This is a genomic window from Xylophilus sp. ASV27 (assembly GCF_016428875.1).
GTDB lineage: Bacteria > Pseudomonadota > Gammaproteobacteria > Burkholderiales > Burkholderiaceae_C > Xylophilus.
This window is the reverse complement of sequence record NZ_JAELTO010000062.1, coordinates 1-26,958: the sequence shown is the minus strand read 5'-3', so window position 1 is coordinate 26,958 and position 26,958 is coordinate 1. Positions and strand designations below refer to the sequence as shown.

Below are 26,958 nucleotides of genomic sequence, written 5' to 3'. Positions count from 1 at the left end.
CATGTTCGGCTCGACCGTGCTGGCGCCGATCCTGATGGGCTTCAACCCCAACATCGCGATCCTGATGAGCGGCATCGGTACGCTGATCTTCTTCGTGCTCACGCGCGGCCGGGTGCCGAGCTACCTCGGGTCGAGCTTCGCCTTCATCGGCGTGGTGATCGCCGCCACCGGCTACGCCGGCCAGGGCCCTAACCCGAACCTGGCCGTGGCGCTGGGCGGCATCGTGGCCTGCGGCGCGATCTACGGGCTGATCGGGCTGGTGGTGCAGATGGTGGGCACCGGCTGGATCGAGCGCTTCATGCCGCCGGTGGTGACCGGCGCGGTGGTGGCGGTGATCGGGCTGAACCTGGCCGCGATCCCGGTGAAGAACATGGCGCCGACCAATTTCGACGCATGGATGCAGGCGCTGACCTTCCTCTGCGTCGGGCTGGTGGCGGTGCTCACGCGCGGCATGGTGCAGCGGCTGCTGATCCTGGTCGGCCTGCTGGTGGCCAGCGTGCTGTACGCGGTGCTCACCAACGGCCTGGGCCTGGGCAAGCCGCTGGACCTGTCGGGCGTGGCCGCGGCCGCCTGGTTCGGCCTGCCGGGCTTCACCACGCCGGTGTTCAGCGCCAACGCCATGCTGCTGATCGCGCCGGTGGCCGTCATCCTGGTGGCCGAGAACCTGGGCCACCTGAAGGCGGTCACCGCCATGACCGGCCGCAACCTGGACCCGTACATCGGCCGCGCCTTCATCGGCGACGGCGTGGCGACCATGGTGTCGGGCACGGCCGGCGGCACCGGCGTGACCACCTATGCCGAGAACATCGGCGTGATGGCCGCCACCCGCATCTACTCCACCGCCGTCTTCGTGGTGGCCGCGCTGATCGCCATCCTGCTGGGCTTCTCGCCCAAGTTCGGCGCGGTGATCCAGGCCATTCCGCTGGCGGTGATGGGCGGCGTGAGCATCGTGGTGTTCGGCCTGATCGCCGTGGCCGGCGCCAAGATCTGGGTCGACAACAAGGTCGACTTCTCGCAGAACCGCAACCTGATCGTGGCCGCGATCACGCTGATGCTGGGCACGGGCGACTTCACGCTGCGCTTCGGCCAGTTCGCGCTGGGCGGCATCGGCACCGCGACCTTCGGCGCCATCCTGCTCTGGGCCCTGCTGGGCCGGTCGCAGCGGAGTTGAAAATAGCAGGCTCGCCGGCACCCCGCCGGCCCGCCCTGCCATGCCGTCAGCTCCCGCACCGCCGCCCCCCACGCGCCCCACGCGCTGGCGCGCGCGTTGCGCCTGGGCCGCCGCCCTGGCGCTGGCGCTGCTGCTCACCGCCGCCGCCGGCCAGTGGGCGGCGCGGCGCGAGGCCGGCCTGCAGGCCGACGCGATCCGCCGCGCCATGGAAGTCCATGCGCTGGGCCTACGCGACGCCGCCGCCAAGTACCGCTACCTGCCGGTCATCGCCGGCCAGCACCCGGACCTGCTGGCCGCGCTGGCGCAGCCGCAGGACGCCGCGCTGCGCCAGCGCGCCAACCGCTACATCGAGGAAGTCAACCGCCGCGCCGGCTCGGATGCGCTGTACCTGAGCGACCGGCACGGCCTGACGCTCGCCTCCAGCAACTGGGCCGCGCCGCAGAGCTACGTCGGCGAGTCCTATGCCAACCGCCCCTACGTGATCGACGCCCTGGCCGGGCGCAGCGGGCTGTTCTACGGCGTGGGCCAGACCACGGGCGAGCCCGGGCTGTTCCTGTCGGCGCCGGTGCATGCGGCGGACGGCGGCGTGCGCGGCGTGGTCACGGCCAAGGTCAGCCTGCGCCCGCTGCAGGAGGCCTGGGCCTTCGTGCGCGACCCGCTGCTGCTGACCGACGCGCACGGCATCGTGTTCCTGGGCTCGGTGCCGGGCTGGATGTACCAGGCCGCGCGGCCCCTGAGCCGCGCCGACCTGGACGCGGTGCGGCGCCACCAGCAGTACGGCGCGCGCCACGACTTCCCGCCGCTGCCCTGGACGGTGGAGCGCGGCGAGGACGCCCCGGGCTACCAGGTGCGCACCCGCATAGACGGCCGGCCGCGCCGCTTCCTGGCGCTGGACGAGCCCCTGCCCGAGCTGGGCTGGACCCTGACCGTCATGGCCGACTACACCCCGGTGGAGCATGCCCGCGAAGGCGCCTGGATGCTGGGCCTGCTGGGCGCCGGCGTGCTGCTGCTGGGCGGCCTGTACTGGCAACTGCGCGAGCGCCGCTTCGCCGAACAGCGCGACGCGCGGCGCGACCTGGAGCAGCGCGTGCGCGAGCGCACCCGCGCGCTGGACGAGGCGCACGCCTTTCGCAAGGCCATGGAAGACTCGCTGCTGGTGGGCATGCGCGCGCGCGACCGCGAAGGCCGCATCAGCTACGTCAACCCGGCCTTCTGCGCCATGACCGGCTATGGCGCCGACGAACTGCTGGGCCGGCTGCCGCCCTACCCCTACTGGCACCCCGACGACGTCACCGAGCACTGGCGCCACTACCAGGCCATGATGAGCGGCGAGCCCGCGCGCTCGGGCTTCGAGTCGCGCCTGCGGCACCGCGACGGGCACGAGGTGATCACCATGGTCTACACCGCGCCGCTGATCGACGCGGGCGGCGCGCACAGCGGCTGGATGAGCTCGGTGGTGGACATCACCGAGCAGAAGCGCGCCGAGCTGCGCCAGCGCCAGAACGAGGAGCAGCTGCAGCACGCGCAGCGCCTGGCCAGCCTGGGCGAGATGGCCTCCACCCTGGCCCACGAACTGAACCAGCCGCTGATGGCGCTGAGCAACTTCGCCAGCGCCGCCAAGGCCTTTGCCGAGCAGGGCAACCAGCCGCTGCTGGCCAGCAGCCTGGACGAGACCGTGGCCCAGGCCCAGCGCAGCGCCGAGATCGTGCGGCGCATCCGCGGCTTCGTGCGCCAGAGCACGCTCGGCGCGGAAGACTGCGCCGTGCCCGCCCTGGTGGCCAACGTACTGGCCCTGCTGCGCGGCGAGATGCGGGCGCAGCAGGCGCGCGCCCTGGTGCGCCTGCCCGCCGGCCTGCCCGGCGTGCGCGGCGACCGCGTGCTGCTGGAGCAGGTGCTGCTCAACCTGCTCACCAACGCCCTGCAGTCCATGCAGGCCACGCCGCCCGGGCAGCGCGTGCTGGGGATCGAGGCCGAGGTGCACCAGGGCCGCATGCACCTGCGCGTGGCCGACCGCGGCAGCGGCATCGACGCCGCGCTGGCCGAGCAGATCTACGCGCCCTTCTTCACCACCAAGGCCGGCGGGCTGGGCCTGGGCCTGAACATCTGCCGCACCATCGTGGAGGCCCACCGCGGCCGCCTGTCATTCGCCAACCGGGCCGGCGGCGGCACGATCTTCACCCTGGAACTGGAAATCTCACCGTGAACGCAGCCCTTGCCCGACACCTGTGCATCGTCGACGACGACGAGGCCGTGCGCCGCTCCCTCGGCCTCCTGCTGCTGTCGCGCGGCTACGCCGTGCAGGCCTTTGCCTCCGGCGAAGACTTCCTGGCCGGCGCCGACCTGCAGCGCCCCGGCTGCGCCATCCTGGACCTGCGCCTGGACGGCATGAGCGGCCTGCAGGTGTTCGACGCGCTGCGCGCGCAGGACAGCCCGCTGGTGGTCATCTTCCTCTCCGGCCATGGCGACATCCCCATGGCGGTCGAGGCCGTGCAGAACGGCGCCTTCGGCTGGCTGGAGAAACCCTGCCACGACGAGCGCCTGCTCGCCAGCATCGGCAAGGCCCTGGAAAAAGCCGAGGACATCGCCCAGCGCCGCCAGGCCCGGCAGGCCGCGCTGGCGCTGTGGAACAAGCTCACCCCCCGCGAAATGCAGGTCGCCCGCCTCGTGGCAGAAGGCAAGCCCAACAAGCAGATCGCGCTGGAACTCGCGCCGCTGGAGCAGCGCACGGTGGAAACGCACCGGGCGCATGTGTTTGCCAAGCTGGGGCTGGTGAACAGCCATCAGCTGGATCGGTTCTTGAGGGAGAGTGGGGTGTAGGGGGTGCGGGGGCGGCCGCGGCCTGACTGGCGTCGCCGCCATTCGCTGGACTTTGGCACGCCATTACAATCAGGTACACAAAGGAGGTAGGGATGGAAAAGCGCACTGCGGGCTTGCTCTTGGCTGCTGCGAGCCTTTTGTTTTTTGGGGCCTGCTCGGACCCAAAAAGCACGGTGGTTCCGCAGGATTTCACTCGGATGGAGTCCATCCAGCCTCAACTGGAGAAATTGACCGAGGACGAGCGCAATATGTTCAATGCGTATGTCGCCAGAAGGTTGATTGGACAGGTTGGAGGTTTTTTTGCTGCTTTGGCGGGTGGAGCATCGAGCGGGCCCGCAATACCGCAGGGTCTGACGATTGGTGCGGCGATTGATGACCAGCGGCAATTCGTCCCCAGGCAGCAGGCGGATGAGGCTGAAAAGCGTGCGCGCCTGGCCCGCGAAAAGGCCGAGAGCGAAGCCGCTCTGGCCGCCTTGCGCAGCGCTGTTTCGGTTTCGCTCGAGCAAAAACAAGTCAAGAGCCAAAAGGGGCTCAGCGGCTTCGGGATGGACCGCCACCTCACCGTCGCATTCGCATTTCAAAATCAGTCCGGGAAAGACATTGCCGGCTTCAAGGGCCGCGTCACGGCTGTCGACCTCTTCGGTGACAAACTGTCAGTTTTTCGTGTGCCTGACGACGAAGGTATCCAGGCTGGTGCTGCCAGTGTTTGGCGTGACTCACGGTCGCTGAACTCAATCGCGGGCAACAAGGACGAGAAGTTCGGCGAACTGCCGGATGGCAAGTTCACCATGGTCTGGGAACCCGAGGTCATTGTGTTCGCCGACGGAAGCAGGATCACGGCGCCGTGCTAGGCAAGCAGAGGCCTGCGGCTTGGTGCAATCTAGATTACGTTCGCGATAAACAGGAGACTTCGTGGAAGGACAAGTCAAGTGGTTTTCTGCCGACAAGGGCTACGGATTTGTGACGGGCACAGACGGCACAGATCGCTACTTCGCCGTCAGGGATGTGGTTGGAGCGGATCTTCCAAGCAATGGCGACTCCGTCACCTTCGAGCACCATCAAGGCCATAAAGGGCCGCGTGCAGGCAACGTGGTCATCATCAAGAAGACAACGTCATCATCTGCGCACCATCGCTCTGATGACCGGGTGACCTGCCCTCACTGTCAAAAGAATATGGTGCCGCGCATCGTCATCGACCATGGATCAATCCGCCACTCACTTTGCCCGTTTTGTGGCGGCGTATATAAGGATTTCACCAAGAAGTGCTTCGTGGCCAGTGCGGTGTATGGAAGCGCGAGCGCACCCGAGGTGGTTGTTTTGCGGCGCTTTCGGGACAATACGCTCAGGCGGTTTTGGCTGGGGCGTATGTTCATAAAGGCGTACTACCGCTTTTCGCCACCCGTTGCAAATTTCCTCGCCAAGCGGCCCCGTATTGCGTCGCGTGTCAGGGCACTTCTGGACGTACTCGTACGCCATTGTGATTGACAGTTCATTCAAGCCGACGCCGCTTCGCGGTGTGGCTTAACCAACCATCCTACCGACCCAGGGGGCCAGTCACCCCCTCTTTGCTTTCAAGCACTTGCCCGCGGCTGCAATGGCTGCGAGCCAAAATAAGCGCCATTCGGGTATAGGGGCGCGGTCAAGGCGCAGGGCAATCCGTCGGCGATCAGGCCCTGCGCATACGCAAGCACAGTGCGGACACGCCCACCACCATCAGAGACAGCAACAGCTTCTCCCACAGCGCGCCAAACAGCGGCACAGGGGTGGGCGAGGACTGGGACTGGGTGAAATCTTCGGTACTGAATGCAGTCTGCACCGCACCAGCCGCATTCTTGGCGATGAAATACAACGTATAGCGCTCGCCGGGGGTCAAAGCGGCCAGAGAAATACTGACTGGCTCCCCAGCAGCTACCGTCACGGTTTGATTTTTGTCGATCAACTCTTGGACAGTAGGTGCGGGGCCTGCTTTCGCTTTCACCATCCAATACCCGGTACCCGACTGATCCACCGTTGCCGTAGCCTTGGCCTGGGTTGCATCCGGGGTGCTTGGCGTCACCGCCAGTGCCGACATGAAGGATGGAGGCGTCAAACCATCATAAAAATAGGAAGATTGTCCGCTTCGCACCAAGCGAGCCAGGCGGGCAATGGTCTTGTCGGAGGCTTGGATATAGCCACTGTCGAACTTGACGCACCAGGCGGTGGACTGGAGAGGCGAAAAAGTTGTAGATGTCCAAAACAAGCCCTGCGGCGTATTCGGAAAAAAAGTGGCGTCAATAGCAGGATTGATTGTGGACGGATCCATTATGGATTCGAGCTCCTTGACGTTCGGCAAACGCCAATTGGAGTAGCCCAGATATCTGGCACCGTTGGCTTCCTCGGCTTTTTTGAGGGCCTCTGCCCACGGGATGTTGAGAAAGGTGCCATTGCATGTCCCACTATCTTTATCACCCACGTAGCTGCCACCGTAGGCACAGCGATCCCATACCAGGCCGGTGGCTTCATCGGTGACCGTTGCCCCGTTGTCTGTCACTGAGAACGACGCGGCCATGCCCCAAGGCGCGTTCAGTGCCATCACCAGAGGTGGCAAAGCCTGCTTGCATAGCCGTTTGAACTTTGTAGTCATGCCCATCCTCTCCAAGGAAAGTTCAGCGCTTTGCCGCTCCAGCACGCCACAAAGCCCGGCGCTTGAAGCCGGCGGATTGCGGGCGTTGCGCTTCAGTTTTGAATCCGCGCAGAGAATCACTGTCCGCTTCGCACCAGGCGAACTTGGTTGGTAGCGGGCGTGTAGTAGGAGGAGGATTCGCCACTGGTGAAATCGACCATCCATGCGTAGATCTGGAAATTTGCATACATTTCAGACGTCCAGTAAGGGCCACTCCGGGTATTGGGAAAGTAATTGCTATCGATGGCTGGCATGCTACGGGCGTAGTCCACGATGGAGAGCAGTTCGCGGCGGGTGGGGAGGCGCCAGTCGCCGTGGCCGCAGCGCTTATATGTGGCCACCCGTGCGCCGGCTTGTTCCCAATTAACCGCGAGTATGGATTCGGTGGACCATATGAGCCGCGTGACGTTATCGCGCACGCATTCGTGACCGCCCAGCGTGGTGGTGACAGTTCCATTCGCTTCCAACGCCGTGAAATCAAAACCCGCGTTGCCGCCCCCACTCTTGGCCGGTTTCAATTGCCCATTGACCTGCGCTGCATCGCGGCCAAAGCGGGCGTCCTGCCCGGGAAAGGCTGCATTGGCGCTTGCACAGTCGGTGGCGTCCGTCGAACGGGCATAGCACTTGGTTTGGCCGGTGTCGTTGAGCGGTGCGGTCTGGGCGTGGGCGGCATGCAGCCCCATGGCCGCGCCTCCCAACACGAGCAGGATTGCCCGCCATTGCCTGCCGTGAGCACCAAGGCGTGCCGGCAGCGCGCCATGAAAAGCAATGGGGTGTGAAAGATAAACCCGATGTATGAGGATCATGGCAGGCAACTTTCCGCGATGGAGGCGGGTTTCAGATTGATCCGAGTTGATTATTTTTGCTGTAAGTTTGCGTATCACTGGCACAGTTGAATCGAGGGACGGGCGGCATGGTGTTTACCCTTGGGCTGCGGTTTGAATGCCGGCTTTGGCGCGATTAGGCGACTGAACGCTTCTGGCCTGAAGCAGAACTGTCTCCGACATTAGTACCGCCAGCCGCCCCCGGTTGCGCGGAATCAAAGCAGTCCCGAGGCGCACACGCCGGAAGCCCACCAGGGCGACGCTGAATAAGTCCCGCGATGGCGCGCGCCCTGGTATGGGATGGGATGCAAGGCGCAAACCGCAGCCATGGCCGCCGCCATGGCGAGGATTTGCAACGCCGCGGACCGCCCACGGCAGGGATGCGCGACACGCGAGGGATTTGTTCAGCGTTGCCCTAGGTATTAACCCTTGCGTACCCCTACGCAGCCCCCCGCCCGGCAGCTACGGACGACAGGCGGGCGGCGGCGGACGAGACTCGCCGCCACGGTTTTACGCGGCCCCACGGCGGGCCGCGGCCAGAGACAAGGACCTCCCCATGACTGCCATCACCAGCGCAAGTGCCAGCGCCGGCGCCTCAGGCCCGGACGCGGCGACCGACCACACGCCCTACACCTTCGAAGAGAAGCGCAAGCGCATCTTCGCGATCTTTGCCGCCTCGTCCGGCAACCTGGTGGAGTGGTTCGACTTCTACGTCTACGCCTTCTGCGCGATCTACTTCGCGCCGGCGTTCTTCCCGCAATCGGACCCGACGGTGCAGTTGCTCAACACCGCGGGCGTGTTCGCCGCGGGCTTCCTGATGCGGCCCATCGGCGGCTGGCTGTTCGGCCGCATCGCGGACCGCAAGGGGCGCAAGACCTCGATGGTGACCTCGGTGGTGATGATGTGCGTGGGCTCGCTGGTGATCGCCTGCCTGCCGACCTATGCGCAGATCGGCGCGGCCGCGCCGGCGCTGCTGCTGCTGGCGCGGCTGCTGCAGGGCCTGTCGGTGGGCGGCGAGTACGGCACCACGGCCACCTACATGAGCGAGGTGGCGATGCGCGGCCAGCGCGGCTTCTTCTCGTCCTTCCAGTACGTGACCCTGATCGGCGGCCAGTTGCTGGCGGTGCTGGTGGTGGTGCTGCTGCAGCAGGTGCTGGACGAGGCGGATCTGAAGGCCTGGGGCTGGCGCATTCCCTTCGTGCTGGGCGCCCTGGCCGCCGTGGTGGCGCTGCTGCTGCGCCGCACGCTGACCGAGACCGCCAGCACCAAGACCCGCGCGGCCAAGGGCGCGGGCACCATGGGTGAGCTGTTCAGGCACCACAAGCGCGCCTTCTTCGTGGTGCTGGGCTACACGGCGGGCGGCTCGCTGATCTTCTACACCTTCACCACCTACATGCAGAAGTACCTGGTGAACTCGGCCGGCATGTCGGTCAAGACCGCCAGCGGCGTGATGACGGCCTGCCTGTTCCTCTACATGTGCATGCAGCCGCTGTTCGGCGCGCTGTCGGACCGCATCGGCCGGCGCACCAACATGCTGCTGTTCGGCGCGCTGGGCGCGATGATGACGGTGCCGGTGCTGACCCACCTGCAAAGCGTGGGCAGCCCGCTGATGGCCGGCGTGCTGATCACGCTGGCGCTGGCGGTGGTGAGCTTCTACACCTCGATCAGCGGCATCGTGAAGGCCGAGATGTTCCCGCCCGAGGTGCGCGCGCTGGGCGTGGGCCTGTCGTATGCGGTGGGCAATGCGATCTTCGGCGGCAGCGCGGAGTATGTGGCGCTGGGGCTGAAGTCGCTCGGGCACGAGTCGTACTTCTACTGGTACGTGACGGGGATGATGGGGGTGGCGTTCTGCGTCAGCCTGCTGCTGCCGCGGCAGGCTACTTATCTGCATGACGACAAGTAGCCTTTTCTTCGAGGCGCTTGGGATATCCCTGCGCTGTGGGCCTTGCTGGCTGCGGGGGCCGGGAGTTCGCCCCGGCCTCCGAACCCGGCACAACGGAAGCACTATCAAATAGATAGCTATAAGCCCAGACAGATTCTGGGCTACAAGCACTTTTGACTAGAATCCACCGCTTCCAGCAGCACACGCCTGCGCGCAACGGGGATTTCCATGGGCTACCTGAACTACGTCTTTCTGGCCATCGCCATCCTGAGCGAGGTGATGGCCACCGCCGCACTGAAGTCGACCGACGGCTTCACGCGGCCCCTGCCCAGCGTGTTGACGGTGCTGGGCTACGCCACGTCCTTCTACTTCCTGTCGCTCACGCTCCGGGCGCTGCCCACCGGCGTGGTCTACGCCACCTGGTCGGGGGTGGGCATCGTGCTGATATCGCTCGTCGGCTGGCTGTACTACAAGGAGAGCCTGAACCTGCCCACCCTGCTGGGCATGGGCATGGTGGTCGCGGGAGTGATCGTCATGAACCTGTTCTCGAAGGCGCACTGACAGGGTTCGCGCGCACCTTCACGACGCGCGGGGCTGCGCGCCGGCATGGTGGGCTTCGTAGGCCTTGGCCGCGGTGGTGACGTGGCGGGCGGCCAGCAAGGCCGCCAGTTCCGCGTCACCGGCAATGATGGCTTCCATGATGCGCGAGTGGTCTGCCCAGTTCTCCTGGGCGCGGGCGCGGTTGATGGGCGCGAACAGCAGGGCCGTGCGGTCGCGCAGCGCCTTGGTCATGTCGCCCAGCACGCTGTTGTCGGCGCCTTCGGCCACCAGATCGTGCACCTGGGCGTTGACCGCCACCAGGCTGTCTATGCGGCTTTCGGCTGCCGCCTCGCGGCCCTGGGCCAGCAGGCTGCGCAGGCGCTGCACCATGGCGTCGCTGCGCCGCTCGGCGGACAGGCGGGCGTTGAGGCTTTCCAGCGTGGTGCGCACTTCCACCAGTTCCCTGGCCAACTGGTCGGAGACGCTGGCCACGCTGGCGCCGCGGCGCGGTTCGATGCGCACCAAACCTTCGGACGCGAGGGCGCGCAGCGCCTCGCGCACCGGGATGCGCGAGACGCCCAGTTGCTCGGAGAGCCGGCCTTCGACCAGGCGGTCGCCCTGCTGGTATTCGCCGTCGAGAATCTTGCGGCGCAGGGCATCGGTGACGATGGCGAAGAGCGACGCGTGCTGCTCGCCCAGGCTGGGCAAGGCAGTCGGGGCGTGGGCTGGGATGGCCTCTGCCGGACTGCTGAACGTTGCGGTGTCGGACATGGTCGCCAGGAGTGCGGCAGCGCCAGAGCGGCCGCGGGGGTGGAGAAACAGGGGGCCCATTGTAGAGGCGCGCCCCGTGCGCCCCAGGCCTCAGCCGCAGGCCAGCCGGCGCCACGCGAGGCCCGCGAGGGCCACGTCCTGCAGACCGATGCCGACCGACTTGTAGAGGGTGATCTCCTCCGCGCCGAGCCGGCCGGGCGCGTGCCCGGTGACCAGGTCGGCGAGTTCGACCAGCTTGCCCTCGGGCAGCAGCGCGTCGGGCGCGGCACGCACCAGGTCGCCGGCCTCGCGCAGGGTTTGCGGCTTCCATTCGACGGCGATGCGCGAGGCGCGGCGCAGCGCGGTGTCGTCCAGTTCGCGGGTGTGCGGCAGGCTCGAGCCGATGGCGGCGACGAAGCAGCCTGCCGGCAGGTGCTCGCCGCGGAACAGGGGCTCGGTGGAGCGCGAGGCGGTGACCACGATGTCGGCGTCGGCGACCGCCGCTTCCGCGGTGGCGCACCGCTCGACGGGTACGCCGCAGCGCCGCTGCAGCATGGCGATGGTGTCGGCCGCGGCATGGGGGTCGAACACCCGGATGCCGCTCAGCGCATAGGCGGCCGACATCTGCAGCGCATGGGCCTGGCCCTGCACGCCGCAGCCCAGCAGACCCAGGCGCCGCGCGTGCGGGCGTGCGAGGTGGCGGGCGGCGATCACCGAGCACGCGGCAGTGCGCAGGCGGGTGATGGCGCCGGCATCGAGGGAGGCAAGCGGCCGTCCGTCCTCGGTGGAGAACAGCAGGATGACGAAGTTGAACTGCCCGGCAATGGTGGTATAGACCTTGGCGCCGGCGACGCTCTGGCCCGGGATCACCGCGCCCAGCGTGGACAGCTTGACGCCGCCGGCTTCGGTGCGGATGCGCTCCTGCATCGCCGCCTCGCCGCGGCCGAGCCGCTCCAGCGCATCGCGCAGCACGGCCTGGGCATCGGCCGGGGTGAGGGCCGCGTCGATCATGGCGTCGGTGATGTGGCGCATGCCTACTTCCTCTCCCAGGACACTGCGATGTCGCCGTTGACGAAGGTCTGGCAGGCCATGCGGTAGCCGGCCTCGAGGTCGGCATCGCTCAGGTGCTTGCGCTCCTTGGGCTTGACCTTGTCGGTGTGCTCCAGGCCGGTCTCGATGCGGCACTTGCAGGTGCCGCACAAGCCGCCGCCGCACTTGAACGGAATGCCGGCCTGCGCGCGCAGCGACACCCGCAGCAGATTGCTGTTCTCGGGCGCCTGCACGAGCATCGAGCCGTTGGTGATGAAGGTGATCTGGACCATGGGCGAGGGAGGAAATTCAGACCCGGACCAGCGCGGTGTCGATGGAGCCGAAGGAGGTGAGGTGCCTGAGCGCGCCGCGCGCCTGGGCCACCGATTCGAAGCGTTCGAGGAACTTGGCGGGCACCAGATTGACCGAGGGCTCGCCGGATTCGTCCACCACCCGCACCCGGGTGGCGGCCAGATCACCGGTCAGCTCGGCGATCACGAAGCGCGCCTTGGTGCGCCCGCAGAAGAGGTAGTCGTAGCTTTCGACCGGTTCCAGGCCCGCGCCGGTCTCGGTGCGGAACTGGCCGGGCTTGCTCGTGATGACGAGGTACATGTCAGTTATCCATGGCGCTGCGCATGCGACACAAAGGGTCCGCAGCCTGGGGGTGTTTCATCTCTCCAGGGCGTGTATTCCTTCATTGACATTCGCGCAATGAAGGATGACACGCCCTAGTCCTGCCGCAGTTCGATGTCGTGTTCCAGCCAGAGCTGGCAGGCCAGGCGCCAGCCGGAGTCCAGCCGCTCGCCAAGTTGCTTCTTTTCCTTCCAGTTGGGCGGCGGCAGCCGCTCGGCGCCGGCCAGTACCAGACAGGCGCAGGTGGCGCACTTGCCCATTCCGCACTGGTACTTCAGGTGCGGAAACGGAAACTGCTTGATGCCGGCGCGGACGACCAGATTGGAGCCTTCCTTGACCTCGTCCTCGAAGGTCTGGCCGTTCTTGTGGAACACGACGCGGGGCATGGGAATCGGGCGGACCGGAATCAGGCCGCGACGGCCTCTTCCTGCTCGGAGGGCAGGGCCACATAGTCGTGGTAGAGCGCGGTGGTATAGAGCAGGCGCATCTGGGCGCCGACTTCGCAGATCTTCAGGCAGCGCTGCTGCAGCTCGGGCGTGTTGGCCAGCTCCAGCACGATCTGGTAGCCGCGCTCGCCATGGATCTCGTCGGAGACGATGTGCAGGTCGAAGAACTCGACCTCCTCATCCGTGAAACCGTATTTCTCGCGCAGCGTGGGGGTCTGCTTGCGGTAGATGGAGGGCACCTGCGACTCCAGGCCGACCACCAGGCCGGCCACCGCCACCACCGGGTCTTCGCGCATGGCCACCGCATAGCACCAGGCCTGCAGGGCGCGGGTGGTGGGAGACATGTTCTCTTCATCGAGGACGCGCTCGCGCGTGGTGCCGCAGGCTTCGGCGAAGCGGATCAGCAGGTCGGTATGGCGGTCGCCCCCGATCTCCTCCTCGTACATGTTGGCCAGCAGGAAGTCCTTGGCCTCGACGTGCTGCGCCGGCATGCGGGCGTACACATAGGCCAGGTAATCGGCGAAGGGGCCGACGTAGTGGTAGTGGTTCTCGGCCCAGCGCGCCAGATGTTCGCGGCTCAGGGTGCCATGGGCCCAGGCCAGGCTGAACGGGGACTTGTTCGCGCTCTTGCCCTTGATGGCGTTTTCGAGGGCGGTACGGAATTCATCGCGGGACATCAATGCGGACATGGCGGGCTCCTGAAGGCGGCTAGGGGTTGGGCAGGAAATGGCCCAGCGCAGGACCATTCGGAATACTGTATACCAACAATTTCCCATCATCAAGTGGGCAGGCGATGAGCACTCCTACAGTTAAACCTTGTTGTCCGCAAAATCCAATTGGTATACAGTATTCTCTCTTATCAATGTCCGCGTCGTCCCCATCCCCATGAGCCAAGCAGCCACTCCCACCTTCGACAACTGCATCGCGGGCGTCTGGAAGCCCTGTCGCAGCGGCGCGACGTTCGCCGACACCAACCCGGCCGACAGCCGCGAGACGCTCGGGCTGTTCCAGGCCTCGGGCGCCGAGGACGCACAGGAGGCGGTGGACGCCGCGCAGGCCGCCTTCCCCGCCTGGAGGAAGACGCCGGTCACCCAGCGCGCCAAGGTGCTGATGGCGGCGGCCGACTACCTCGAAGCCCACGCCGACCGCTTCGCCGAAGAACTGACGCGCGAGGAAGGCAAGGCGCTGGGCATGGCGCGCGACGAGTTCCTGCGCGCGGCGCAGACGCTGCGCTTCTACGCGGTCGAGGGCCAGTCCTATTCCGGCGAGACCTTTCCGCAGGACGACCCGGACATGGTGGTCTACACGCAGCGCGAGCCGCTGGGGGTGGTCACGGTGATCGCGCCGTGGAACTTCCCGGTATCGATTCCTGCCCGCAAGATCGCGCCCGCGCTGATCATGGGCAACACCGTCGTCTTCAAGCCCTCGTCAGAGGCGCCGCTGTCGGGCCTGCGCCTGACCGAGGCGCTGGTGCGCGGCGGCGCGCCGGCCGGCGTCATCAACTTCATCACCGGCCGCGCCAGCGAGGTCGGCCCGGTGCTGACGACGGCCCCCGCCGTGCGCGCCATCTCGTTCACCGGCTCCACGGCGGCGGGCGAACAGATCCACCGCGGCGCCGGCCTCACCACCCGCACCCAGATGGAACTCGGCGGCAAGAACCCGCTGATCGTGATGGAGGACGCCGACCTCGACCTGGCGGTGGACCTCGCGGTCAAGGGCGGGCTGTCGCTGTCGGGCCAGGCCTGCACCGGCACCAGCCGCATCCTGGTGGCCAAGCCGGTGCTGCAGGCCTTCACCGACCAGTTGGTGGCCAAGGTGAAATCGCTGAAGGTGGGCAGCGGCCTCATCAAGGGCATGGACGTGGGCCCGCTGGCCACTGCCAGCCAGCTCAGGTCGGTGCTGAACTACATCGCCATCGGCAGGACCGAGGCCCGCCTGCTGTGCGGCGGCGAGCAGTTGACGGAAGGCGACTACGCACACGGCTACTACGTGACGCCCGCGGTGTTCGGCGGGGTGACGCAGCAGATGCGCATCGCGCGCGAGGAGATCTTCGGGCCGGTACTGACGATCATCGAGGTAGCCGACTACGCCGACGCGCTGGCCCAGGCCAACGATACCGAATACGGCCTGTCCGCCGCCATCTGCACCCGCAACGCGCGCTACGCGCACGCCTTCGCGCACGACATCGAGTCGGGCACCGTCAAGATCAACCGTACGACCACCGGGAACCTGATCAACGCGCCCTTCGGCGGTCTCAAGTGCTCCAGCACCTCGACTTTCCGCGAGTCCGGCCGCGGCGGGCTCGAGTTCTACACCCAGATCAAGACGGTGTACCGCGGCTGCTGATTTCCTTTCCCCCACCTTTTCTCTCCCTACGCGCCCATGAAAACCGCACTCAAGCTCGAACTCGCAGAAGCCCGCCACATGATCGCCGCGGCGATCCGCAAGGCGCAGGAGATCGGCGTCCTGGAAACCATCTGCATCGCCGACGACGGCGGCTATCCGATCGCCATGGACCGCATGGACGGCGCCCGCATCACCGGCCCGCAGATCGCCTGGAACAAGGCCTTCACCGCGGCCGGGCACAAGCGCTCGACCCATCTCTTCACCACGCCGCCCAACGGGCCGGCGCTGCCCGGCAACGAGGCCTTCGGCATCCAGCTGAGCTTCGAGGGCCGGTTCGCGGCCTTCGTGGGGGGGTTCCCGATCGTGGTGGACGGCGCGGTCATCGGCGGCATCGGCCTGTCGGGCGGCAACGGCGAGCAGGACACGAAGTGCGGCGTGGCCGCGCTGCAGGCGCTGCACGAGCGGCTCGCGCCGCAGGGCCACGCCGTGCTGGTCGAGGCCGACATCAAGAAGTAAGGCAGCCCCAAGCCCGTGGAGTTGAGCATGGTTCATCGCATCCATCTGCTGGAGACCGGCGAAGCGTTCGATGCAGCGCCGGACGAATCCCTCCTCGACGCCGCCCTGCGCCAGGGACTGCGGCTGCCGCACGAGTGCCAGTTCGGCAGCTGCGGCACCTGCCGCGTCAAGATCGCCACGGGCAGCGTGGCCTATGAGGACTTCCCCCCGGGACTGTCGCCCGAAGAGGCGGCCGAGGGTTATGCGCTGGCCTGCCAGGCGCGCGCCACGAGCGACCTGGCGATCAGCCCGGCGCGCCGGCTCGCGCCCTGCTCCGAGCCCGCGCGCCACATGGCCACAGTGACCTCGGTGCGCGCGATCGGGGAGGACGTGCTGCACCTGGCGCTGGAACTGCCGCCCGGGGCGCAGCTGTTGTATCGTGCCGGCCAGTACGTCAACATCCAGTTGCCCGAGGGCGGGCACCGCAGCTTCTCGATGGCCTCGCGGCCGCACCCGCGCGCCATCGACTTCCACATCCGCCGCATCCCGCAGGGCCGCTTCACGAATGGGCACGCCACGCAACTGCGGCCCGGCGACACGCTGCCGGTTGAACTGCCGCTGGGAACCTTCTGCTACCACGAGGAAGACTACCGGCCGCTCATCATGGTGGCGACCGGCACCGGCCTGGCCCCGATCAAGAGCATCCTCGAGTCGCTGATGGACTGCGAAGACTGCCCGCCCGTGAGCCTGTATTGGGGCATGCGCAGCGAGGCCGGGCTGTACCTGCACGACGAGATCATGCGCTGGGCCGAGCGCCTGTGCGAGTTCCGCTACGTGCCGGTGCTGTCGCGCGCGGGTGCGGGCTGGACGGGCCGGCGCGGCCACGTGCAGCAGGCGGTGCTGGAGGATTTCGACGACCTGTCGGAGCACGCGATCTACCTCTGCGGCTCGCCCGCGATGATCGCCGACGCCAAGCGGGAGTTCCTGGCGCGCAACGCCAGCATCGACCATATGTACAGCGACAGCTTCACCTTTCAATCGGCCGCCGCGCCGCAGGCGGCGGCGCTGGCCTGACGGACCTCGCCATGGACCTCGCCATCGCAGGCCGCGGCGCACTGGTTTTCGGCGGCAGCCGCGGCATGGGCCGCGCCTGTGCGCAGCAGTTGGCCCTGGAGGGCGTGCGCGTGGTGATCGCCGCGCGCACCGAAGCCACGCTGCGCCAGGCCGCGGCCGAGCTGACGGCACAGGCCGGCACGCCGGTAGGCTGGGTGGTGGCGGACATCACCACGGCCGCCGGGCGCGATGCCGCGCTGGCCGCCTGCCCCGCGCCCGACATCCTGGTGAACAACGCCGACGGCCGCCCGCCCGGCGACTTCCGCGAATGGACGCCCGAGGACTGGCACGCGGCGCTGGACGCGATGATGGTCGGCCCGATCGAGATGATCCGGCGCACGGTGGACCCGATGCTGGAGCGCGGCTTTGGCCGTATCGTCAACATCGTCTCGCGCAGCGTGAAGACGCCTGCGGCCGAGCTGGGCCTGTCCAACGGCGCCCGCTCGGGCCTCGTGGGCTTCGTCGCCGGCGTGGCGCGCCAGACCGTGCGGCGCAACGTGACGATCAACAATATCCTGCCCGGCGCCTTCGCCACCGATGCGCAGCGGCACCACATCGAGGGGATGATCGCCAAGGGCGAGACCAAGAGCTTCGAGCAGCTGTGGGACGAGCGCGGCCGCGACAACCCCGCAGGCCGCTTCGGCGAGGCGGCCGAAGTCGGCGGACTCTGCGCCTACCTGTGCTCGGCACAGGCCGGCTACATCACCGGGCAGAGCCTGATGATCGACGGCGGGGCGTATCCGGGGACCTTCTAGGCCTCGGCCGGCACGGGTGCTGCGACCAGGCGCTCGACCACCCCGGCCACCGGCAGCACGTCGCCGAAGAACAGCATCCAGTTGTGCAGCGACTGCACGTGCTCCTCGGGCGTGACGGCGGACAGCGCGTCTTCCACCATCACCGTGGCGTAGTCCATCATCATCGCGTCGCGTGCGGTGGATTCGCAGCAGACGTTGGTCACCGTGCCGCCCACCAGCACGGTCTCGATGCCGCGCGCCTGCAGCACCTCGTGCAGCGTGGACGAGCCCGGCACCAGCGCGCTGTAGCAGCGCTTGACCACGCGCGGGTCCTCGGGCCTGGCGTCGAGACCGGGGGCAAGCTCGAAGCCCTGGTGCGACCGGCTGAGTTCACGCAAGCGCCGCGCACTGCGCTCGGGTGTCAGCATGCGGGCATGGTGGTGCGACCAGAAGCGCTCGGCACCGTCCGAGCAGGTCTGCACCCAGACCACGGTACCGCCCGCGTCGCGCAAGGCATTGGCCAACTGGTTGACCTTGCCGAAGGTGGCCCGCGAAGATGCGCATTCGCCCTGGTAGCCGGGCTGGGTGTAGTAGTTCTGCAGGTCGACCACCACGAAGGCGGTGCGGTTCGCGTCGAAGTGCCCGTGGGGATGCAGGCAGCCCTGCCGCGCCACCACGCGCTCGACGATCCAGGCGGGGAAATCCATGGAATGCTCCTTCGTGCGGCGTGTCAGCCGTAGCGGCGCGACAGCCGGCTCTCCACGCGGGAAACGACCAGATACATCAGCGCCGACATCAGCGCGAGCACCACGATGGCGGTCATGACGACGTTGAGCTTGAAGACCTGGCTGCCGTTGACGATGAGGAAGCCTAGTCCCTCGCTGGCCGACTGGAACTCGCCCACGATCACGCCCACCAGCGACAGGCCGATGTTCATCTTGAGCGCCGCGATCATGGTCGGCACGCTGCCCGGCAGCACCACCAGGCGCAGCACCTGCGCGCGGCTGGCGCCGAGCGTGGTGGCGAGCTTGATCTTGTTCGGGTCGATAGCCTGGAAGCCCTCGTATACCACCATGATGGTCACGAAGAGCGCAATGGCCACCGCCATGCCGTACACCGAGTACTCGGAGCCGAGCCAGATGTAGAGGATGGGCACGAAGGCGATCTTGGGCATGGCGTTGGCCACCACCAGGAACGGGTCGAGCACCTTGTTGGCGTAGTCCGACCACCAGAGCCCGGCGGCGATCGCGATGCCCAATACCATGCTCAGGACGAAGCCGACCAGCGTGGCGCGGAAGGTGGCCCAGGTGTGCGTCAGAAGGCTGCCGTTCTGCAGCAGGTCGAGGAAGGTCGGCCACAGCGCGCTGGGGTAGCTGGTGAGCATCGGGTTGACGACCTTGGTGCGCGCCAGCAGTTCCCACAGCCCGAAGAAGGCGACCAGCAGCAGCAGCCGGCCCACCACCACGAGGGTCTTCTCGCGGCGCTGGCGGCGCAGCCAGCGTGCGTACGCGGGACTCGGCACGCGCGCGGGCGTGGTGGCTGCCGGCAGGGCCATGGCAGGAGCGGTGTCGATGTCGGCGGTCATGCTCAGCCCTCCACGTGCACGTCGAGCTCGTCCCAGAGCGTGCTGAAGTAACGGTTGAATTCGGGCAGGCCGCGCACCTCGAACGGCGTGGGCCGCCGGCCATGGCTGGGAAACAGCATGCGGTGCTCGGACTTGATGCGCCCGGGCCGGCGCGACAGCACCACCACCCGGTCGGTCATGGCGATGGCCTCGCCGATGTCGTGCGTCACCAGCACCACCGACTTGCCCTCGCTGCGCAGCACCTCGACCACCTCGTCGGCGATGGCCAGGCGGGTCTGCGAGTCGAGCGCGGAGAACGGCTCGTCCAGCAGCACCACGTCGGGGTTGGTGACCAGCGTGCGCGCCAGCGCCACGCGCTGGCGCATGCCGCCGGAGAGCTGGCGCGGGTAATGGTGCAGGAAGTCGCCCATGCCGCACTTGTGCAGCAGGTGGATGGCGCGCTCGCGGGCCTCGCGCGGGTCGCGCTTCTGGATCTGCGCGCCGAGCAGCGCGTTGTCCAGGATCGTGCGCCATTCGTAGAGGTAGTCCTGCTGCAGCATGTAGCCGATGCTGGGCGAAGGCCCGCTGACCGGGCGCCCGTCGACCGTCACGCTGCCCGAGGAGGGCTCCAGGATGCCGGCGATGATCGACAGCAGCGTGCTCTTGCCGCAGCCCGACTGGCCGATGATGCTGACGAATTCGCCCGGCGCCACCGCCAGCGAGATGTCGTCGATGGCCTGGGTCTCGCCCTGCGGGGTGAAGTAGCGCAGGCCGACGTTGCGCACGTCGATGCGCGGCAGCGCCGCGCCGTCCTGGAGGGAGCGGCCCATCAGTCGACCTTCGAGGCGAAGTCGGTCACCACGATCTGCTCGTACTTCACGCGCTTGCCGGCGTCGAGCACGCCGCTGGCGGAGAGCATGTCCTGTAGCCGGTCGGTGGCGGCCTTCTCGACCAGGGGCGTGGTCTTCCAGAGCTTGTAGCCGCGGTAGCGCTCGATGGCACGCACCAGCTCGGGCTGCGATACGCCGGGGAAGTACTCCGCGACATGGGCGGCCAGGTCGCCCGCCGGGGCGGTCTGTACGTACTTCTGGGCGCGGGCCACCGCGCGGGTCCAGGCCTGCAGCACCTCGGGGTTCTTCTGCATGTAGACGTCGGTGGTGGTGAACACGGTGTAGTCGACCGGCCCGACCTCGTTGCCGATGGCGGCCATCACGTAGCCAGTGCCGTCCTTCTCCAGGTTGCCGGCCTCGGGCTCGAGGAAGATCGCGTAGTCGTTCTGGCCGGCCAGCCAGGCACCGGTGCGCGCAGCGGGTCCGATGTTGCTGACCAGCTTCAGGTCCTTCTTCGGGTCCAGACCGTGCTTGCGCAAGGCCGCTTCCAGGAATACGTCGGGGTTGGACCCCGGCCGGAAGGACATGAGCGACTTGCCCTTGAGCTGGTTCCAATTGAACGGTCCACTGGCCGGCTTGCGCGACATCAGCAGGAAACCGTCGGTGGCAGTGAGCCCGGCGAAGATCTTCGGCTTGACCGGAGATTCGCTGTTGGCGACGTATACGGAGGCCTCGGGGCCGATCAGCACGATGTCGGCGCTGCCGGACAGGAGGGCGGCCATGCCCTTGTCCGTGCCCTGGGAGGTCTTCATGGCCACGTCCAGGCCTGCGTCCCGGAAGTAGCCGCGCTGCAACGCGACATACATCGGCAGATACAGCACGGAGCGGATGACTTCCTCGTACCGCACCTTGGTCGGCGGCCTGGCCGGCTGGGCGCCGACCTGCGCGGCCGAAGCCAGCAGGCCGACGGCCACCAGGGCGGGGGCGAGGCGGCGCAGCAGCGCCGGCATATGGATGTACGAATTGAACATAGGCCTCCAGAGCGTGGGGGAAACTCAATACAGTATGCAAAATGCAAGCCAACCGGCTTCTGCATAGGGCTGGTAGAGGCCCGATCTGCACATCCCTCAATGCACTGACCTGGGGCCAAACCTGCATTTTTGGCGGCGTCCGTGCGTGATATCGATCGTAACCGCACCTTTTCGGAACGACCATGGCAACGCGGAGTGGGTTTTCCCGCATGGCTCATTTTTTGCGTGATTGGAATACTGTATACCGCAATCGCGCGATACCTTGCTCTGCATCAACCCAACCACGAGGTTTCCTTCTCCATGGACTCCACCGCCATCACCGCTGCCCACTGGGTCTATCTCCTGGGGGTCGGCGTCATCGTCCTGACGATGATCTTTCGCGCCAACGTGGTCGTGCCATCCATCCTTGCCACCTTCTGCGTCGCGCTGGCCTGGTCGCACAGCCCCGTCACAGCCCTGGGGAGCATCTTCACCGCGAGCTTCGTGGCGGCCAAGGAGCTGTTCAACATCTTCCTGGTGATCGCACTGATGACGGCGCTGCTGAATGCGCTCAAGGAACTGCGCTCGGACATCCGCATGGTCGAGCCCTTCCGCGCGGTCATGAAGAACGGCCACACCGCCTACTTCATCCTGGCCGGCATCACCTACTTCATCTCGCTGTTCTTCTGGCCCACGCCGGCCGTGCCGCTGGTCTCGGCGGTGCTGCTGCCGGCGGCCATCGCGGCCGGACTGCCGCCGCTGGCCGGCGCCGTGGCGATCGCCATCGCGGGCCAGGGCATGGCGCTGTCGTCCGACTACGTGATCGGCGTGGCGCCCGGCATCAGCGCCAAGGCCGCCGGCGCGGCCGTCAGCGCGGCCGTGGTGGCCGATCGCGCACTGGTGCTGTCGCTGATCGTCGGCGGCATCGCGCTGACGCTGGGCTACCTTTCGCTGCGCAGGCAGATCAGGCCCGCCAGCAATGCGCTGCTGGTGGCCTGGCAGGCGCAGTCCAGCGGCAGCGAGACGGCGCGCCTGGAAGATGCCGGCACCTTCGACAAGGCCGAACTGGCGCGCGGCACCGACGGCCGCGGCCCGCTGCTGAGCGACGCGCAGGTCGAAGGCGAACTCTCCGCCGTGTCGCAACGCCGTATCGGCTGGTCAAAGCTGTTCGCGGTGCTGACGCCCGTGGCCTTCCTGGCGGTGATCTTCACCATGATCGCGCCCAAGCTCATGCCCTCGCTGCCGCCGCTGCGCGGCGGCGAGGCGGCCACGCTGGTGGGCGGCATGGCCGCCCTGCTGATGATCCTGGCCTCGCTCGCGGCCGAAGGCCCGCGCCGCATGCTCGACGTCAGCGCCGACCACATCACCAGCGGCTTCGTCTTCGCCTTCAAGGCCATGGGCTCGGTGCTGCCGATCGCGGGCTTCTTCTTCATCGGCGCGGGCGAGACCGCCGGCCCCATCCTCAACATCGCCCAGGGCACTACCCCGCCCCACCTGCTGTTCGAACTGATCCAGGCGGCCGAACACCTGATTCCGCAGAGCCACCTGTTCGTGGCCTTCGGCATCCTGATCGTCGGCATGATCACCGGCATCGACGGTTCGGGCTTCGCCGGCCTGCCGCTGACCGGCTCGCTTTCCGGCGCGCTGGCTCCTGCCGCCGGCATGGACGCGGCCACGCTGGCGGCCATCGGCCAGATGGGCGCGGTGTGGACCGGCGGCGGCACGCTGGTGGCCTGGTCCTCGCTGATCGCCGTGGCGGGCTTTGCCCGCGTGCCGGTGCTCTCGGCGGTGCGGGCGCTGCTGGTGCCCGTGGTCAGCGGGCTGCTGGTGGCCACGGTCTGCGCGGTGTTCCTCTGGAGCTGACCGCATGCCGGGGCGTCCAGACGCACCCCTGCCGTCCGCCATGGGCGTGCAGGGTGCCGAATGCATGGTGGCCACCGGCCACCCCCTGGCGTCGCAGGCCGCGCAGCGCGTGCTGCGGGCCGGCGGCAGCGCGGTGGATGCGGCGATTGCGGCCGACGCCGTGCTGGGCGTGGTCGAACCCATGGCCACCGGCATCGGCGGCGACATGCTGGCCATGGTGGTGCAGGCCGACGGCACCCCCGTCTCTTACAACGGCACCGGCCGGGCCCCCGCCGGGCTGCATGCCGCGCTCGTCGCGGCGCTGCCCGACGCGCGCATCCCAGAGCGGCATCCCTACGCCGTGACGGTGCCCGGCGCGGTGCGCGGCTGGCACGACATGCACGTACGCTTCGGCCGCCTGCCCTGGGCCGAGCTGCTGCAGCCCGCCATCGCCGCCGCCCGCGACGGCTTTGCCGTGGCCCCGGTGTGCGCCCGTGAATGGGCGCTGTTTGCCAAGGTGCTGCTGCGTGACGCGGCCAGCAGCGCGCTCTACCAGGCGCAGACGCCACCCCAGGCCGGCACGCGCTTTGCCAACCCGGCGCTGGCCCGCGTGCTGCAGGCCATTTCCGTGGACGGCCCCGATGCCTTCTACCAGGGCACGCCGGCACGCGCCGCCGCCGCCAACGTGCAGGCCCTGGGCGGTGTGCTGTCCGAGCAGGACTTCCACACGCACAGCGGCCACTTCTGCGCGCCGGCCGCCACGCAGTTCCGGGGCCTGACGGTGCTCGAATGCCCGCCCAACACGCACGGCGTGGCGGTGCTGCGGGCGCTGGATACGCTCTCGCCACAGGCACTGGACCCCACCGACCCGCAGACCACGGTGCGCGCCGTGCAGGCCATGGACGAAGCCATGCAGTGGGCACAGAAGACCGTGGCCGACCCCGGCGGCAACACCGTCTGCACGGTGGTGGTCGACGGCGACGGCCTGGCCGTTACGCTGATGACCAGCGTCTTCAAGCGCTTTGGCTCCGGCATCGCCGCACCGGGTTGCGGCTTCGTGCTGCAGAACCGCGGCTTCGGCTTCTCCAGGCCCGGCCACCTCAACGGCCCCGCGCCGGGCAAGCGCCCCTACCACACGGTGGTGCCCGGTGCTGCGCTGCGCGATGGGCGCTTCCACGCCGCCTTTGGCGTGGTCGGGGGCGCCATGCAGCCGCAGGGCCAATTGCAACTGCTGCTGCGTGTGGCGGCCTGGGGCGAGCCGCTGCAGGCGGCGCTGGACGCGCCGCGCTGGCGGCTCGAGTCCGCGTCGGCCCTGGCTCTCGAGGCCGGCACGCCCGAGCCCGTCACCCGGGCCTTGCGCGCGGCGGGCTACGCCGATCCGGCTGGCGTGGGTGAACTGGGCGGCCGCAGCGACTTCGGCGGCGCCCAGTGGGCCATGCGCCTGCCCGACGGCCGGCTGGCAGGCGCCTCCGACAAGCGCAAGGACGGCCTGGCGGCGGGCTGGTAGCGCACGGCGCGTCTCCTTCCTCCTGGTTCCGCGTCCCGCCTTACCCCCATGCACACGCTTGCCCTGCTCGACACCCTCGACCTCAGCCTGCTGCGCTATGCGTGCATGGGCCTGGTGATTGCCGCTGGAGCCTTCCTGCAGGGGGTGGGCGGCCTGGGCTTTGCCATGTTCTCCGCGCCAGTGGCGGGGCTCTTCTTTCCCGAGCTTGCGCCAGGCCCGCTGCTGGTGCTGGGGGGCTCGCTCTCCGGGCTGTCGGCCCTGCGCGAGCGCCAGTCCATTGATTGGCAGGCGGTGCGCAGCGCGCTGGCCGGGCGCGTGGCCGGCACGCTGGCCGCCGCCGGCGTGATGGCGGTGTTCTCGCAACGCCTGCTCGCGGTGACCTTCGCGCTCATGATCCTGGCCGGCGTGGGCCTGAGCGTGGCCGGCCGCAGCTTGCGGCCGAGCCAGCGCAACATCGCTGCGGCGGGCGTGGCCTCGGGCCTGATGGGCACCATCACCTCGGCCGGCGCACCGCCCTTTGCATTGGTGATGCACGGCATGCCACCAGCCCAGATGCGTTCCTCCCTGGGCTGCATCTTCGGCGTCGGCGCGGCCGTGTCGTTGGCCCTGCTGGCGGCGGTGGGCGACTTCACCGTGGCCAAGCTGGTGCTGGGCCTGTCGCTGTCGCCCTTCATGGTCGGCGGCTTCCTGCTGTCGAGCCGGCTCACGCACCGGGTCGACCCGCGCCGCACGCGGAACATCCTGCTGTCGCTGGCGGCGCTGGGCGCCCTCGGCATCCTCGCGCGCTCGCTGCTGCCCTGAATGCGGCGACGCCCGCCAACCCCTCTCGCGCTTCACCCCTGCGCCATGATCAAGATTCCCGCGCTGGCGGACCGGCCGGCGGCGGTCAAGCCCTCCGGCCTGCGAAGCTGACCACGGCGCGGCGCGGGCGGATGGGCGGCAGTCCGCTCAGCCGCCCAGCCCCACGAACATGTTCTGCACGTCGTCGTGCGCGTCGATGGCGGCCAGGAAGGCTTCCACCTCTTCCAGCGCCTCGGCGCTCAGCGTGGCCGGATCGACCGGGTTCTTCGCCTTGTAGCCGAGCCTGGCCGACAGCACCGTGAAGCCCTGCGCCGGCAGCGCGCGGCTCACCAGGTCCAGGTCGGTCGGGTCGGTCAGGAACAGGGTCGTGCCCTCGTCCGTGCCGGGCTCGAAATCCTGCGCGCCGGCCTCGATGGCGGCCAGCTCCGGGTCGGCGCCCGGCGTGGCGGGCTCGGCCTCGATCATGCCAAGGTGGTCGAAATCCCAGGCCACCGAGCCCGATGTGCCGAGCTGGCCCTTGCGGAACAGCACGCGCATCTCGGGCGCGGTGCGGTTCACGTTGTCGGTCAGGCACTCGACCATCACCGGCACGCGGTGCGGGCCATAGCCCTCGTACATCACATGCTCGAAGTTCACGGCCTCGCCGGTGAGCCCCGCGCCCTTCTTGATGGCCCGCTCCAGCGTGTCCTTGGGCATGGACGCCTTGCGCGCCTGCTCCACCACCAGCCGCAGCCTGGAGTTGGCGGCCGGGTCCGCGCCGCTGCGCGCAGCGACCATGATTTCCTTGGCGAGCTTGCCGAAGAGCTTGCCGCGCGCGTCTGCGGCGGCGGCCTTGCCTTTGGCTTTCCATTGGGCGCCCATGGGTGGTGTCCTTGATTCGGTGTGCGTGGCGACGCTTGTTGGGAGACGGCCTGTCGGGGCCGGGAGGTCGTGGTTATAACCTTCGGGAGCCCATGCCGGACTGATCGCACAATCCTCGAACCCGCCCCGCCCATCTCACGCCCACGACCTCATGCGCGACGACAGCATCGATTTTCTTTCCCACAACCGCGCCGCCTGGGATCGGCAGGCCGCCGAAGAGCGCGAGTGGTCGCGCCCCGTCGGCAGCGAGCAGATCGCCGCCGCCCGCAACGGCGACTGGCGCGTGCACCTCACCCCGCGCCCGCTGCCCGAGGGGTGGCTCGGCGACGTCAGGGGACGGCGCATTCTCTGCCTTGCCTCGGCGGGCGGCCAGCAGGCGCCGGTGCTCGCGGCGGCCGGCGCGCGGGTCACGGTGTTCGACCTGTCGGACGAGCAGCTCCGCCAGGACCGCAGGGTCGCCGAGCGCGACGGCCTGGAACTGGCGACGGTGCAGGGCGACATGCGCGACCTCGGCGTCTTTGCCGATGCGCAGTTCGACTGCGTCTTCCACCCGATCTCCAACCTCTACGTGCCCGATGTCCGTCCCGTGTGGCGCGAATGCCATCGCGTACTGCGCCCCGGCGGCGCCTTGCTGGCGAGCTTCTACAACCCGGTGGTCTTCATCGGCGACCGCGACCCGTCACTGGCGGCGCAAGGGCTGGTGCGTCCGCTGTACAAGCTGCCGTACGCCGACCTGGATGCCCTCCCTCGGGAGGCGCTGGAGAAGAAGCGGCGGAACGGCGAGGCCTTCGTGTTCGGCCATTCGCTCGGCGACCTGATCGGCGGGCAACTGGCGGCGGGTTTCCTGATCGATGGGTTCTACGAAGACGCGCAGCCCCATCCGCGCTTCGTGCTCGACCGCTTCATGCCGACCTTTCTCGCAACACGGGCGCTGAAGCGTCAGCCGGGGCGACATGAAGGCGGCGACCCGCAGGCCTAAGGCAACGCTGAACAAGTCCCTCGCGTGTCGCGCATCCCTGCTGTGGGCGGTCTGCGGCGTTGCAAATCCTCGCCATAGCTGCGGCTATGGCTGCGGTTTGCGCCTTGCATCCCATCCCACAC

The 26,958-nt window shown here is 68.1% G+C and carries 28 protein-coding genes; 15 read left to right on the top strand and 13 right to left on the bottom strand.

The genetic code is table 11. The annotated features are described in order from the left end of the window. The 5 genes from JHD63_RS13895 to JHD63_RS24995 all read left to right on the top strand — a co-directional run. Positions 1–1,171: solute carrier family 23 protein (locus tag JHD63_RS13895; protein WP_198971397.1), on the top strand; the 1,171-nt coding region annotated here is incomplete at its 5' end. Positions 1,172–1,211: 40 nt separating this feature from the next. After that, a complete protein-coding gene (locus JHD63_RS13890) occupies positions 1,212–3,374 on the top strand; it encodes a PAS domain S-box protein (protein ID WP_198971395.1) in 2,163 nt (720 codons plus the stop codon). Then, the gene (locus JHD63_RS13885; protein WP_198971393.1) at positions 3,371–3,988 is read left to right on the top strand and encodes a response regulator transcription factor; all 618 of its coding nucleotides are present in this window, start codon (positions 3,371–3,373) and stop codon (positions 3,986–3,988) included. The genes JHD63_RS13890 and JHD63_RS13885 overlap by 4 nt, the downstream gene beginning before the upstream one ends. 92 nt (positions 3,989–4,080) lie before the next feature. Next, the gene (locus JHD63_RS13880; RefSeq protein ID WP_198971391.1) at positions 4,081–4,839 is read left to right on the top strand and encodes a hypothetical protein; all 759 of its coding nucleotides are present in this window, start codon (positions 4,081–4,083) and stop codon (positions 4,837–4,839) included. Positions 4,840–4,900: 61 nt separating this feature from the next. Next, positions 4,901–5,473, top strand: a complete 573-nt coding sequence (locus JHD63_RS24995; RefSeq protein WP_198971389.1) for a cold-shock protein — start codon at positions 4,901–4,903, stop codon at positions 5,471–5,473. 181 nt (positions 5,474–5,654) lie between these two features. Here the strand turns inward: JHD63_RS24995 and JHD63_RS13870 are convergent, their stop codons facing one another. Both JHD63_RS13870 and JHD63_RS13865 read right to left on the bottom strand, forming a co-directional pair. Then, positions 5,655–6,611, bottom strand: coding sequence for an Lcl C-terminal domain-containing protein (locus JHD63_RS13870; protein ID WP_198971387.1), 957 nt, complete (start codon positions 6,609–6,611; stop codon positions 5,655–5,657). Positions 6,612–6,727: 116 nt separating this feature from the next. Further along, the gene (locus JHD63_RS13865; RefSeq protein ID WP_198971386.1) at positions 6,728–7,456 is read right to left on the bottom strand and encodes an Lcl C-terminal domain-containing protein; all 729 of its coding nucleotides are present in this window, start codon (positions 7,454–7,456) and stop codon (positions 6,728–6,730) included. Positions 7,457–8,030: 574 nt separating this feature from the next. On the opposite strand from JHD63_RS13865, the gene JHD63_RS13860 reads away from it, so the two are divergent. Both JHD63_RS13860 and JHD63_RS13855 read left to right on the top strand, forming a co-directional pair. Further along, positions 8,031–9,377 (top strand): MFS family transporter, encoded by a 1,347-nt coding sequence (locus JHD63_RS13860; protein WP_198971384.1) that lies wholly within the window; start codon positions 8,031–8,033, stop codon positions 9,375–9,377. Positions 9,378–9,584: 207 nt separating this feature from the next. Next, complete coding sequence (locus JHD63_RS13855; protein WP_198971383.1) at positions 9,585–9,917, top strand: DMT family transporter; 333 nt, start codon at positions 9,585–9,587, stop codon at positions 9,915–9,917. Positions 9,918–9,935: 18 nt separating this feature from the next. On the opposite strand, the gene JHD63_RS13850 is transcribed toward JHD63_RS13855, so the two are convergent. The 6 genes from JHD63_RS13850 to JHD63_RS13825 all read right to left on the bottom strand — a co-directional run bounded on the left by JHD63_RS13850 (position 9,936) and on the right by JHD63_RS13825 (position 13,443). Continuing rightward, a complete protein-coding gene (locus JHD63_RS13850) occupies positions 9,936–10,667 on the bottom strand; it encodes a GntR family transcriptional regulator (protein ID WP_198971381.1) in 732 nt (243 codons plus the stop codon). Positions 10,668–10,757: 90 nt separating this feature from the next. Beyond that, the gene (locus JHD63_RS13845; RefSeq protein ID WP_198971379.1) at positions 10,758–11,678 is read right to left on the bottom strand and encodes an ornithine cyclodeaminase family protein; all 921 of its coding nucleotides are present in this window, start codon (positions 11,676–11,678) and stop codon (positions 10,758–10,760) included. 2 nt (positions 11,679–11,680) lie between these two features. Beyond that, positions 11,681–11,968 (bottom strand): 2Fe-2S iron-sulfur cluster-binding protein, encoded by a 288-nt coding sequence (locus tag JHD63_RS13840; protein WP_198971377.1) that lies wholly within the window; start codon positions 11,966–11,968, stop codon positions 11,681–11,683. Between the two features lie 16 nt (positions 11,969–11,984). After that, positions 11,985–12,287 (bottom strand): ferredoxin, encoded by a 303-nt coding sequence (locus JHD63_RS13835; RefSeq protein WP_198971375.1) that lies wholly within the window; start codon positions 12,285–12,287, stop codon positions 11,985–11,987. A 116-nt stretch (positions 12,288–12,403) separates the two neighbouring features. After that, positions 12,404–12,694, bottom strand: coding sequence for a 2Fe-2S iron-sulfur cluster-binding protein (locus tag JHD63_RS13830; RefSeq protein ID WP_198971374.1), 291 nt, complete (start codon positions 12,692–12,694; stop codon positions 12,404–12,406). 20 nt (positions 12,695–12,714) lie between these two features. Beyond that, positions 12,715–13,443, bottom strand: coding sequence for a TenA family transcriptional regulator (locus JHD63_RS13825; RefSeq protein WP_198971373.1), 729 nt, complete (start codon positions 13,441–13,443; stop codon positions 12,715–12,717). 196 nt (positions 13,444–13,639) lie between these two features. Here JHD63_RS13825 and JHD63_RS13820 point away from each other — a divergent pair, with 196 nt between their 5' ends. The 4 genes from JHD63_RS13820 to JHD63_RS13805 are packed head-to-tail and all read left to right on the top strand — an operon-like array spanning position 13,640 to position 17,463. After that, a complete protein-coding gene (locus JHD63_RS13820) occupies positions 13,640–15,100 on the top strand; it encodes an aldehyde dehydrogenase family protein (protein ID WP_198971372.1) in 1,461 nt (486 codons plus the stop codon). Between the two features lie 36 nt (positions 15,101–15,136). Further along, entirely contained in the window at positions 15,137–15,616 is a 480-nt protein-coding gene (locus JHD63_RS13815; RefSeq protein ID WP_198971371.1) for a GlcG/HbpS family heme-binding protein, read from the top strand. 27 nt (positions 15,617–15,643) lie between these two features. Beyond that, the gene (locus JHD63_RS13810; protein ID WP_198971370.1) at positions 15,644–16,669 is read left to right on the top strand and encodes a 2Fe-2S iron-sulfur cluster-binding protein; all 1,026 of its coding nucleotides are present in this window, start codon (positions 15,644–15,646) and stop codon (positions 16,667–16,669) included. An 11-nt stretch (positions 16,670–16,680) separates the two neighbouring features. Further along, complete coding sequence (locus JHD63_RS13805; RefSeq protein WP_198971369.1) at positions 16,681–17,463, top strand: SDR family oxidoreductase; 783 nt, start codon at positions 16,681–16,683, stop codon at positions 17,461–17,463. On the opposite strand, the gene JHD63_RS13800 is transcribed toward JHD63_RS13805, so the two are convergent. The 4 genes from JHD63_RS13800 to JHD63_RS13785 are packed head-to-tail and all read right to left on the bottom strand — an operon-like array spanning position 17,460 to position 20,867. Further along, entirely contained in the window at positions 17,460–18,149 is a 690-nt protein-coding gene (locus tag JHD63_RS13800) for a cysteine hydrolase family protein (RefSeq protein ID WP_198971368.1), read from the bottom strand. The two genes, JHD63_RS13805 and JHD63_RS13800, sit on opposite strands and share 4 nt — an antisense overlap. Positions 18,150–18,172: 23 nt before the next feature. Next, the gene (locus JHD63_RS13795; RefSeq protein ID WP_233168130.1) at positions 18,173–19,027 is read right to left on the bottom strand and encodes an ABC transporter permease; all 855 of its coding nucleotides are present in this window, start codon (positions 19,025–19,027) and stop codon (positions 18,173–18,175) included. A gap of 2 nt (positions 19,028–19,029) precedes the next feature. Next, positions 19,030–19,836, bottom strand: a complete 807-nt coding sequence (locus JHD63_RS13790) for an ABC transporter ATP-binding protein (RefSeq protein ID WP_198971366.1) — start codon at positions 19,834–19,836, stop codon at positions 19,030–19,032. Then, entirely contained in the window at positions 19,836–20,867 is a 1,032-nt protein-coding gene (locus JHD63_RS13785; protein WP_233168128.1) for an ABC transporter substrate-binding protein, read from the bottom strand. Before JHD63_RS13785 ends, JHD63_RS13790 begins: the two co-directional genes overlap by 1 nt. A 300-nt stretch (positions 20,868–21,167) precedes the next feature. On the opposite strand from JHD63_RS13785, the gene JHD63_RS13780 reads away from it, so the two are divergent. From JHD63_RS13780 to JHD63_RS13770, 3 genes are read left to right on the top strand one after another with little or no spacing between them, the layout of a single operon-like run. Continuing rightward, positions 21,168–22,709, top strand: a complete 1,542-nt coding sequence (locus JHD63_RS13780) for a hypothetical protein (RefSeq protein WP_198971365.1) — start codon at positions 21,168–21,170, stop codon at positions 22,707–22,709. A 4-nt stretch (positions 22,710–22,713) separates the two neighbouring features. After that, positions 22,714–24,195: a gamma-glutamyltransferase family protein gene (locus JHD63_RS13775; RefSeq protein ID WP_198971363.1), complete on the top strand. Its 1,482-nt coding sequence runs from the start codon at positions 22,714–22,716 to the stop codon at positions 24,193–24,195. Positions 24,196–24,243: 48 nt separating this feature from the next. Beyond that, positions 24,244–24,996: a sulfite exporter TauE/SafE family protein gene (locus JHD63_RS13770; RefSeq protein ID WP_233168126.1), complete on the top strand. Its 753-nt coding sequence runs from the start codon at positions 24,244–24,246 to the stop codon at positions 24,994–24,996. Between the two features lie 147 nt (positions 24,997–25,143). Here JHD63_RS13770 and JHD63_RS13765 read toward each other — a convergent pair whose 3' ends face one another. Next, the gene (locus JHD63_RS13765; protein WP_198971360.1) at positions 25,144–25,857 is read right to left on the bottom strand and encodes a YebC/PmpR family DNA-binding transcriptional regulator; all 714 of its coding nucleotides are present in this window, start codon (positions 25,855–25,857) and stop codon (positions 25,144–25,146) included. A 151-nt stretch (positions 25,858–26,008) separates the two neighbouring features. Here JHD63_RS13765 and JHD63_RS13760 point away from each other — a divergent pair, with 151 nt between their 5' ends. Then, entirely contained in the window at positions 26,009–26,836 is an 828-nt protein-coding gene (locus tag JHD63_RS13760; RefSeq protein ID WP_198971358.1) for a class I SAM-dependent methyltransferase, read from the top strand. Positions 26,837–26,958: the final 122 nt, after the last annotated feature.

What these genes read in the sequence shown, in the direction of transcription:
- JHD63_RS13890 (WP_198971395.1), top strand. Translation starts at nt 1,212, where the DNA reads ATGCCGTCAGCTCCCGCACCGCCGCCCCCCACGCGCCCCACGCGCTGG.
- JHD63_RS13880 (WP_198971391.1), top strand. Translation starts at nt 4,081, where the DNA reads ATGGAAAAGCGCACTGCGGGCTTGCTCTTGGCTGCTGCGAGCCTTTTG.
- JHD63_RS13870 (WP_198971387.1), bottom strand. Translation starts at nt 6,611, where the DNA reads ATGACTACAAAGTTCAAACGGCTATGCAAGCAGGCTTTGCCACCTCTG.
- JHD63_RS13865 (WP_198971386.1), bottom strand. Translation starts at nt 7,456, where the DNA reads ATGATCCTCATACATCGGGTTTATCTTTCACACCCCATTGCTTTTCAT.
- JHD63_RS13860 (WP_198971384.1), top strand. Translation starts at nt 8,031, where the DNA reads ATGACTGCCATCACCAGCGCAAGTGCCAGCGCCGGCGCCTCAGGCCCG.
- JHD63_RS13855 (WP_198971383.1), top strand. Translation starts at nt 9,585, where the DNA reads ATGGGCTACCTGAACTACGTCTTTCTGGCCATCGCCATCCTGAGCGAG.
- JHD63_RS13850 (WP_198971381.1), bottom strand. Translation starts at nt 10,667, where the DNA reads ATGTCCGACACCGCAACGTTCAGCAGTCCGGCAGAGGCCATCCCAGCC.
- JHD63_RS13845 (WP_198971379.1), bottom strand. Translation starts at nt 11,678, where the DNA reads ATGCGCCACATCACCGACGCCATGATCGACGCGGCCCTCACCCCGGCC.
- JHD63_RS13840 (WP_198971377.1), bottom strand. Translation starts at nt 11,968, where the DNA reads ATGGTCCAGATCACCTTCATCACCAACGGCTCGATGCTCGTGCAGGCG.
- JHD63_RS13835 (WP_198971375.1), bottom strand. Translation starts at nt 12,287, where the DNA reads ATGTACCTCGTCATCACGAGCAAGCCCGGCCAGTTCCGCACCGAGACC.
- JHD63_RS13830 (WP_198971374.1), bottom strand. Translation starts at nt 12,694, where the DNA reads ATGCCCCGCGTCGTGTTCCACAAGAACGGCCAGACCTTCGAGGACGAG.
- JHD63_RS13825 (WP_198971373.1), bottom strand. Translation starts at nt 13,443, where the DNA reads ATGTCCGCATTGATGTCCCGCGATGAATTCCGTACCGCCCTCGAAAAC.
- JHD63_RS13820 (WP_198971372.1), top strand. Translation starts at nt 13,640, where the DNA reads ATGAGCCAAGCAGCCACTCCCACCTTCGACAACTGCATCGCGGGCGTC.
- JHD63_RS13815 (WP_198971371.1), top strand. Translation starts at nt 15,137, where the DNA reads ATGAAAACCGCACTCAAGCTCGAACTCGCAGAAGCCCGCCACATGATC.
- JHD63_RS13810 (WP_198971370.1), top strand. Translation starts at nt 15,644, where the DNA reads ATGGTTCATCGCATCCATCTGCTGGAGACCGGCGAAGCGTTCGATGCA.
- JHD63_RS13805 (WP_198971369.1), top strand. Translation starts at nt 16,681, where the DNA reads ATGGACCTCGCCATCGCAGGCCGCGGCGCACTGGTTTTCGGCGGCAGC.
- JHD63_RS13800 (WP_198971368.1), bottom strand. Translation starts at nt 18,149, where the DNA reads ATGGATTTCCCCGCCTGGATCGTCGAGCGCGTGGTGGCGCGGCAGGGC.
- JHD63_RS13795 (WP_233168130.1), bottom strand. Translation starts at nt 19,027, where the DNA reads ATGACCGCCGACATCGACACCGCTCCTGCCATGGCCCTGCCGGCAGCC.
- JHD63_RS13790 (WP_198971366.1), bottom strand. Translation starts at nt 19,836, where the DNA reads ATGGGCCGCTCCCTCCAGGACGGCGCGGCGCTGCCGCGCATCGACGTG.
- JHD63_RS13785 (WP_233168128.1), bottom strand. Translation starts at nt 20,867, where the DNA reads ATGTTCAATTCGTACATCCATATGCCGGCGCTGCTGCGCCGCCTCGCC.
- JHD63_RS13780 (WP_198971365.1), top strand. Translation starts at nt 21,168, where the DNA reads ATGGACTCCACCGCCATCACCGCTGCCCACTGGGTCTATCTCCTGGGG.
- JHD63_RS13775 (WP_198971363.1), top strand. Translation starts at nt 22,714, where the DNA reads ATGCCGGGGCGTCCAGACGCACCCCTGCCGTCCGCCATGGGCGTGCAG.
- JHD63_RS13770 (WP_233168126.1), top strand. Translation starts at nt 24,244, where the DNA reads ATGCACACGCTTGCCCTGCTCGACACCCTCGACCTCAGCCTGCTGCGC.
- JHD63_RS13765 (WP_198971360.1), bottom strand. Translation starts at nt 25,857, where the DNA reads ATGGGCGCCCAATGGAAAGCCAAAGGCAAGGCCGCCGCCGCAGACGCG.
- JHD63_RS13760 (WP_198971358.1), top strand. Translation starts at nt 26,009, where the DNA reads ATGCGCGACGACAGCATCGATTTTCTTTCCCACAACCGCGCCGCCTGG.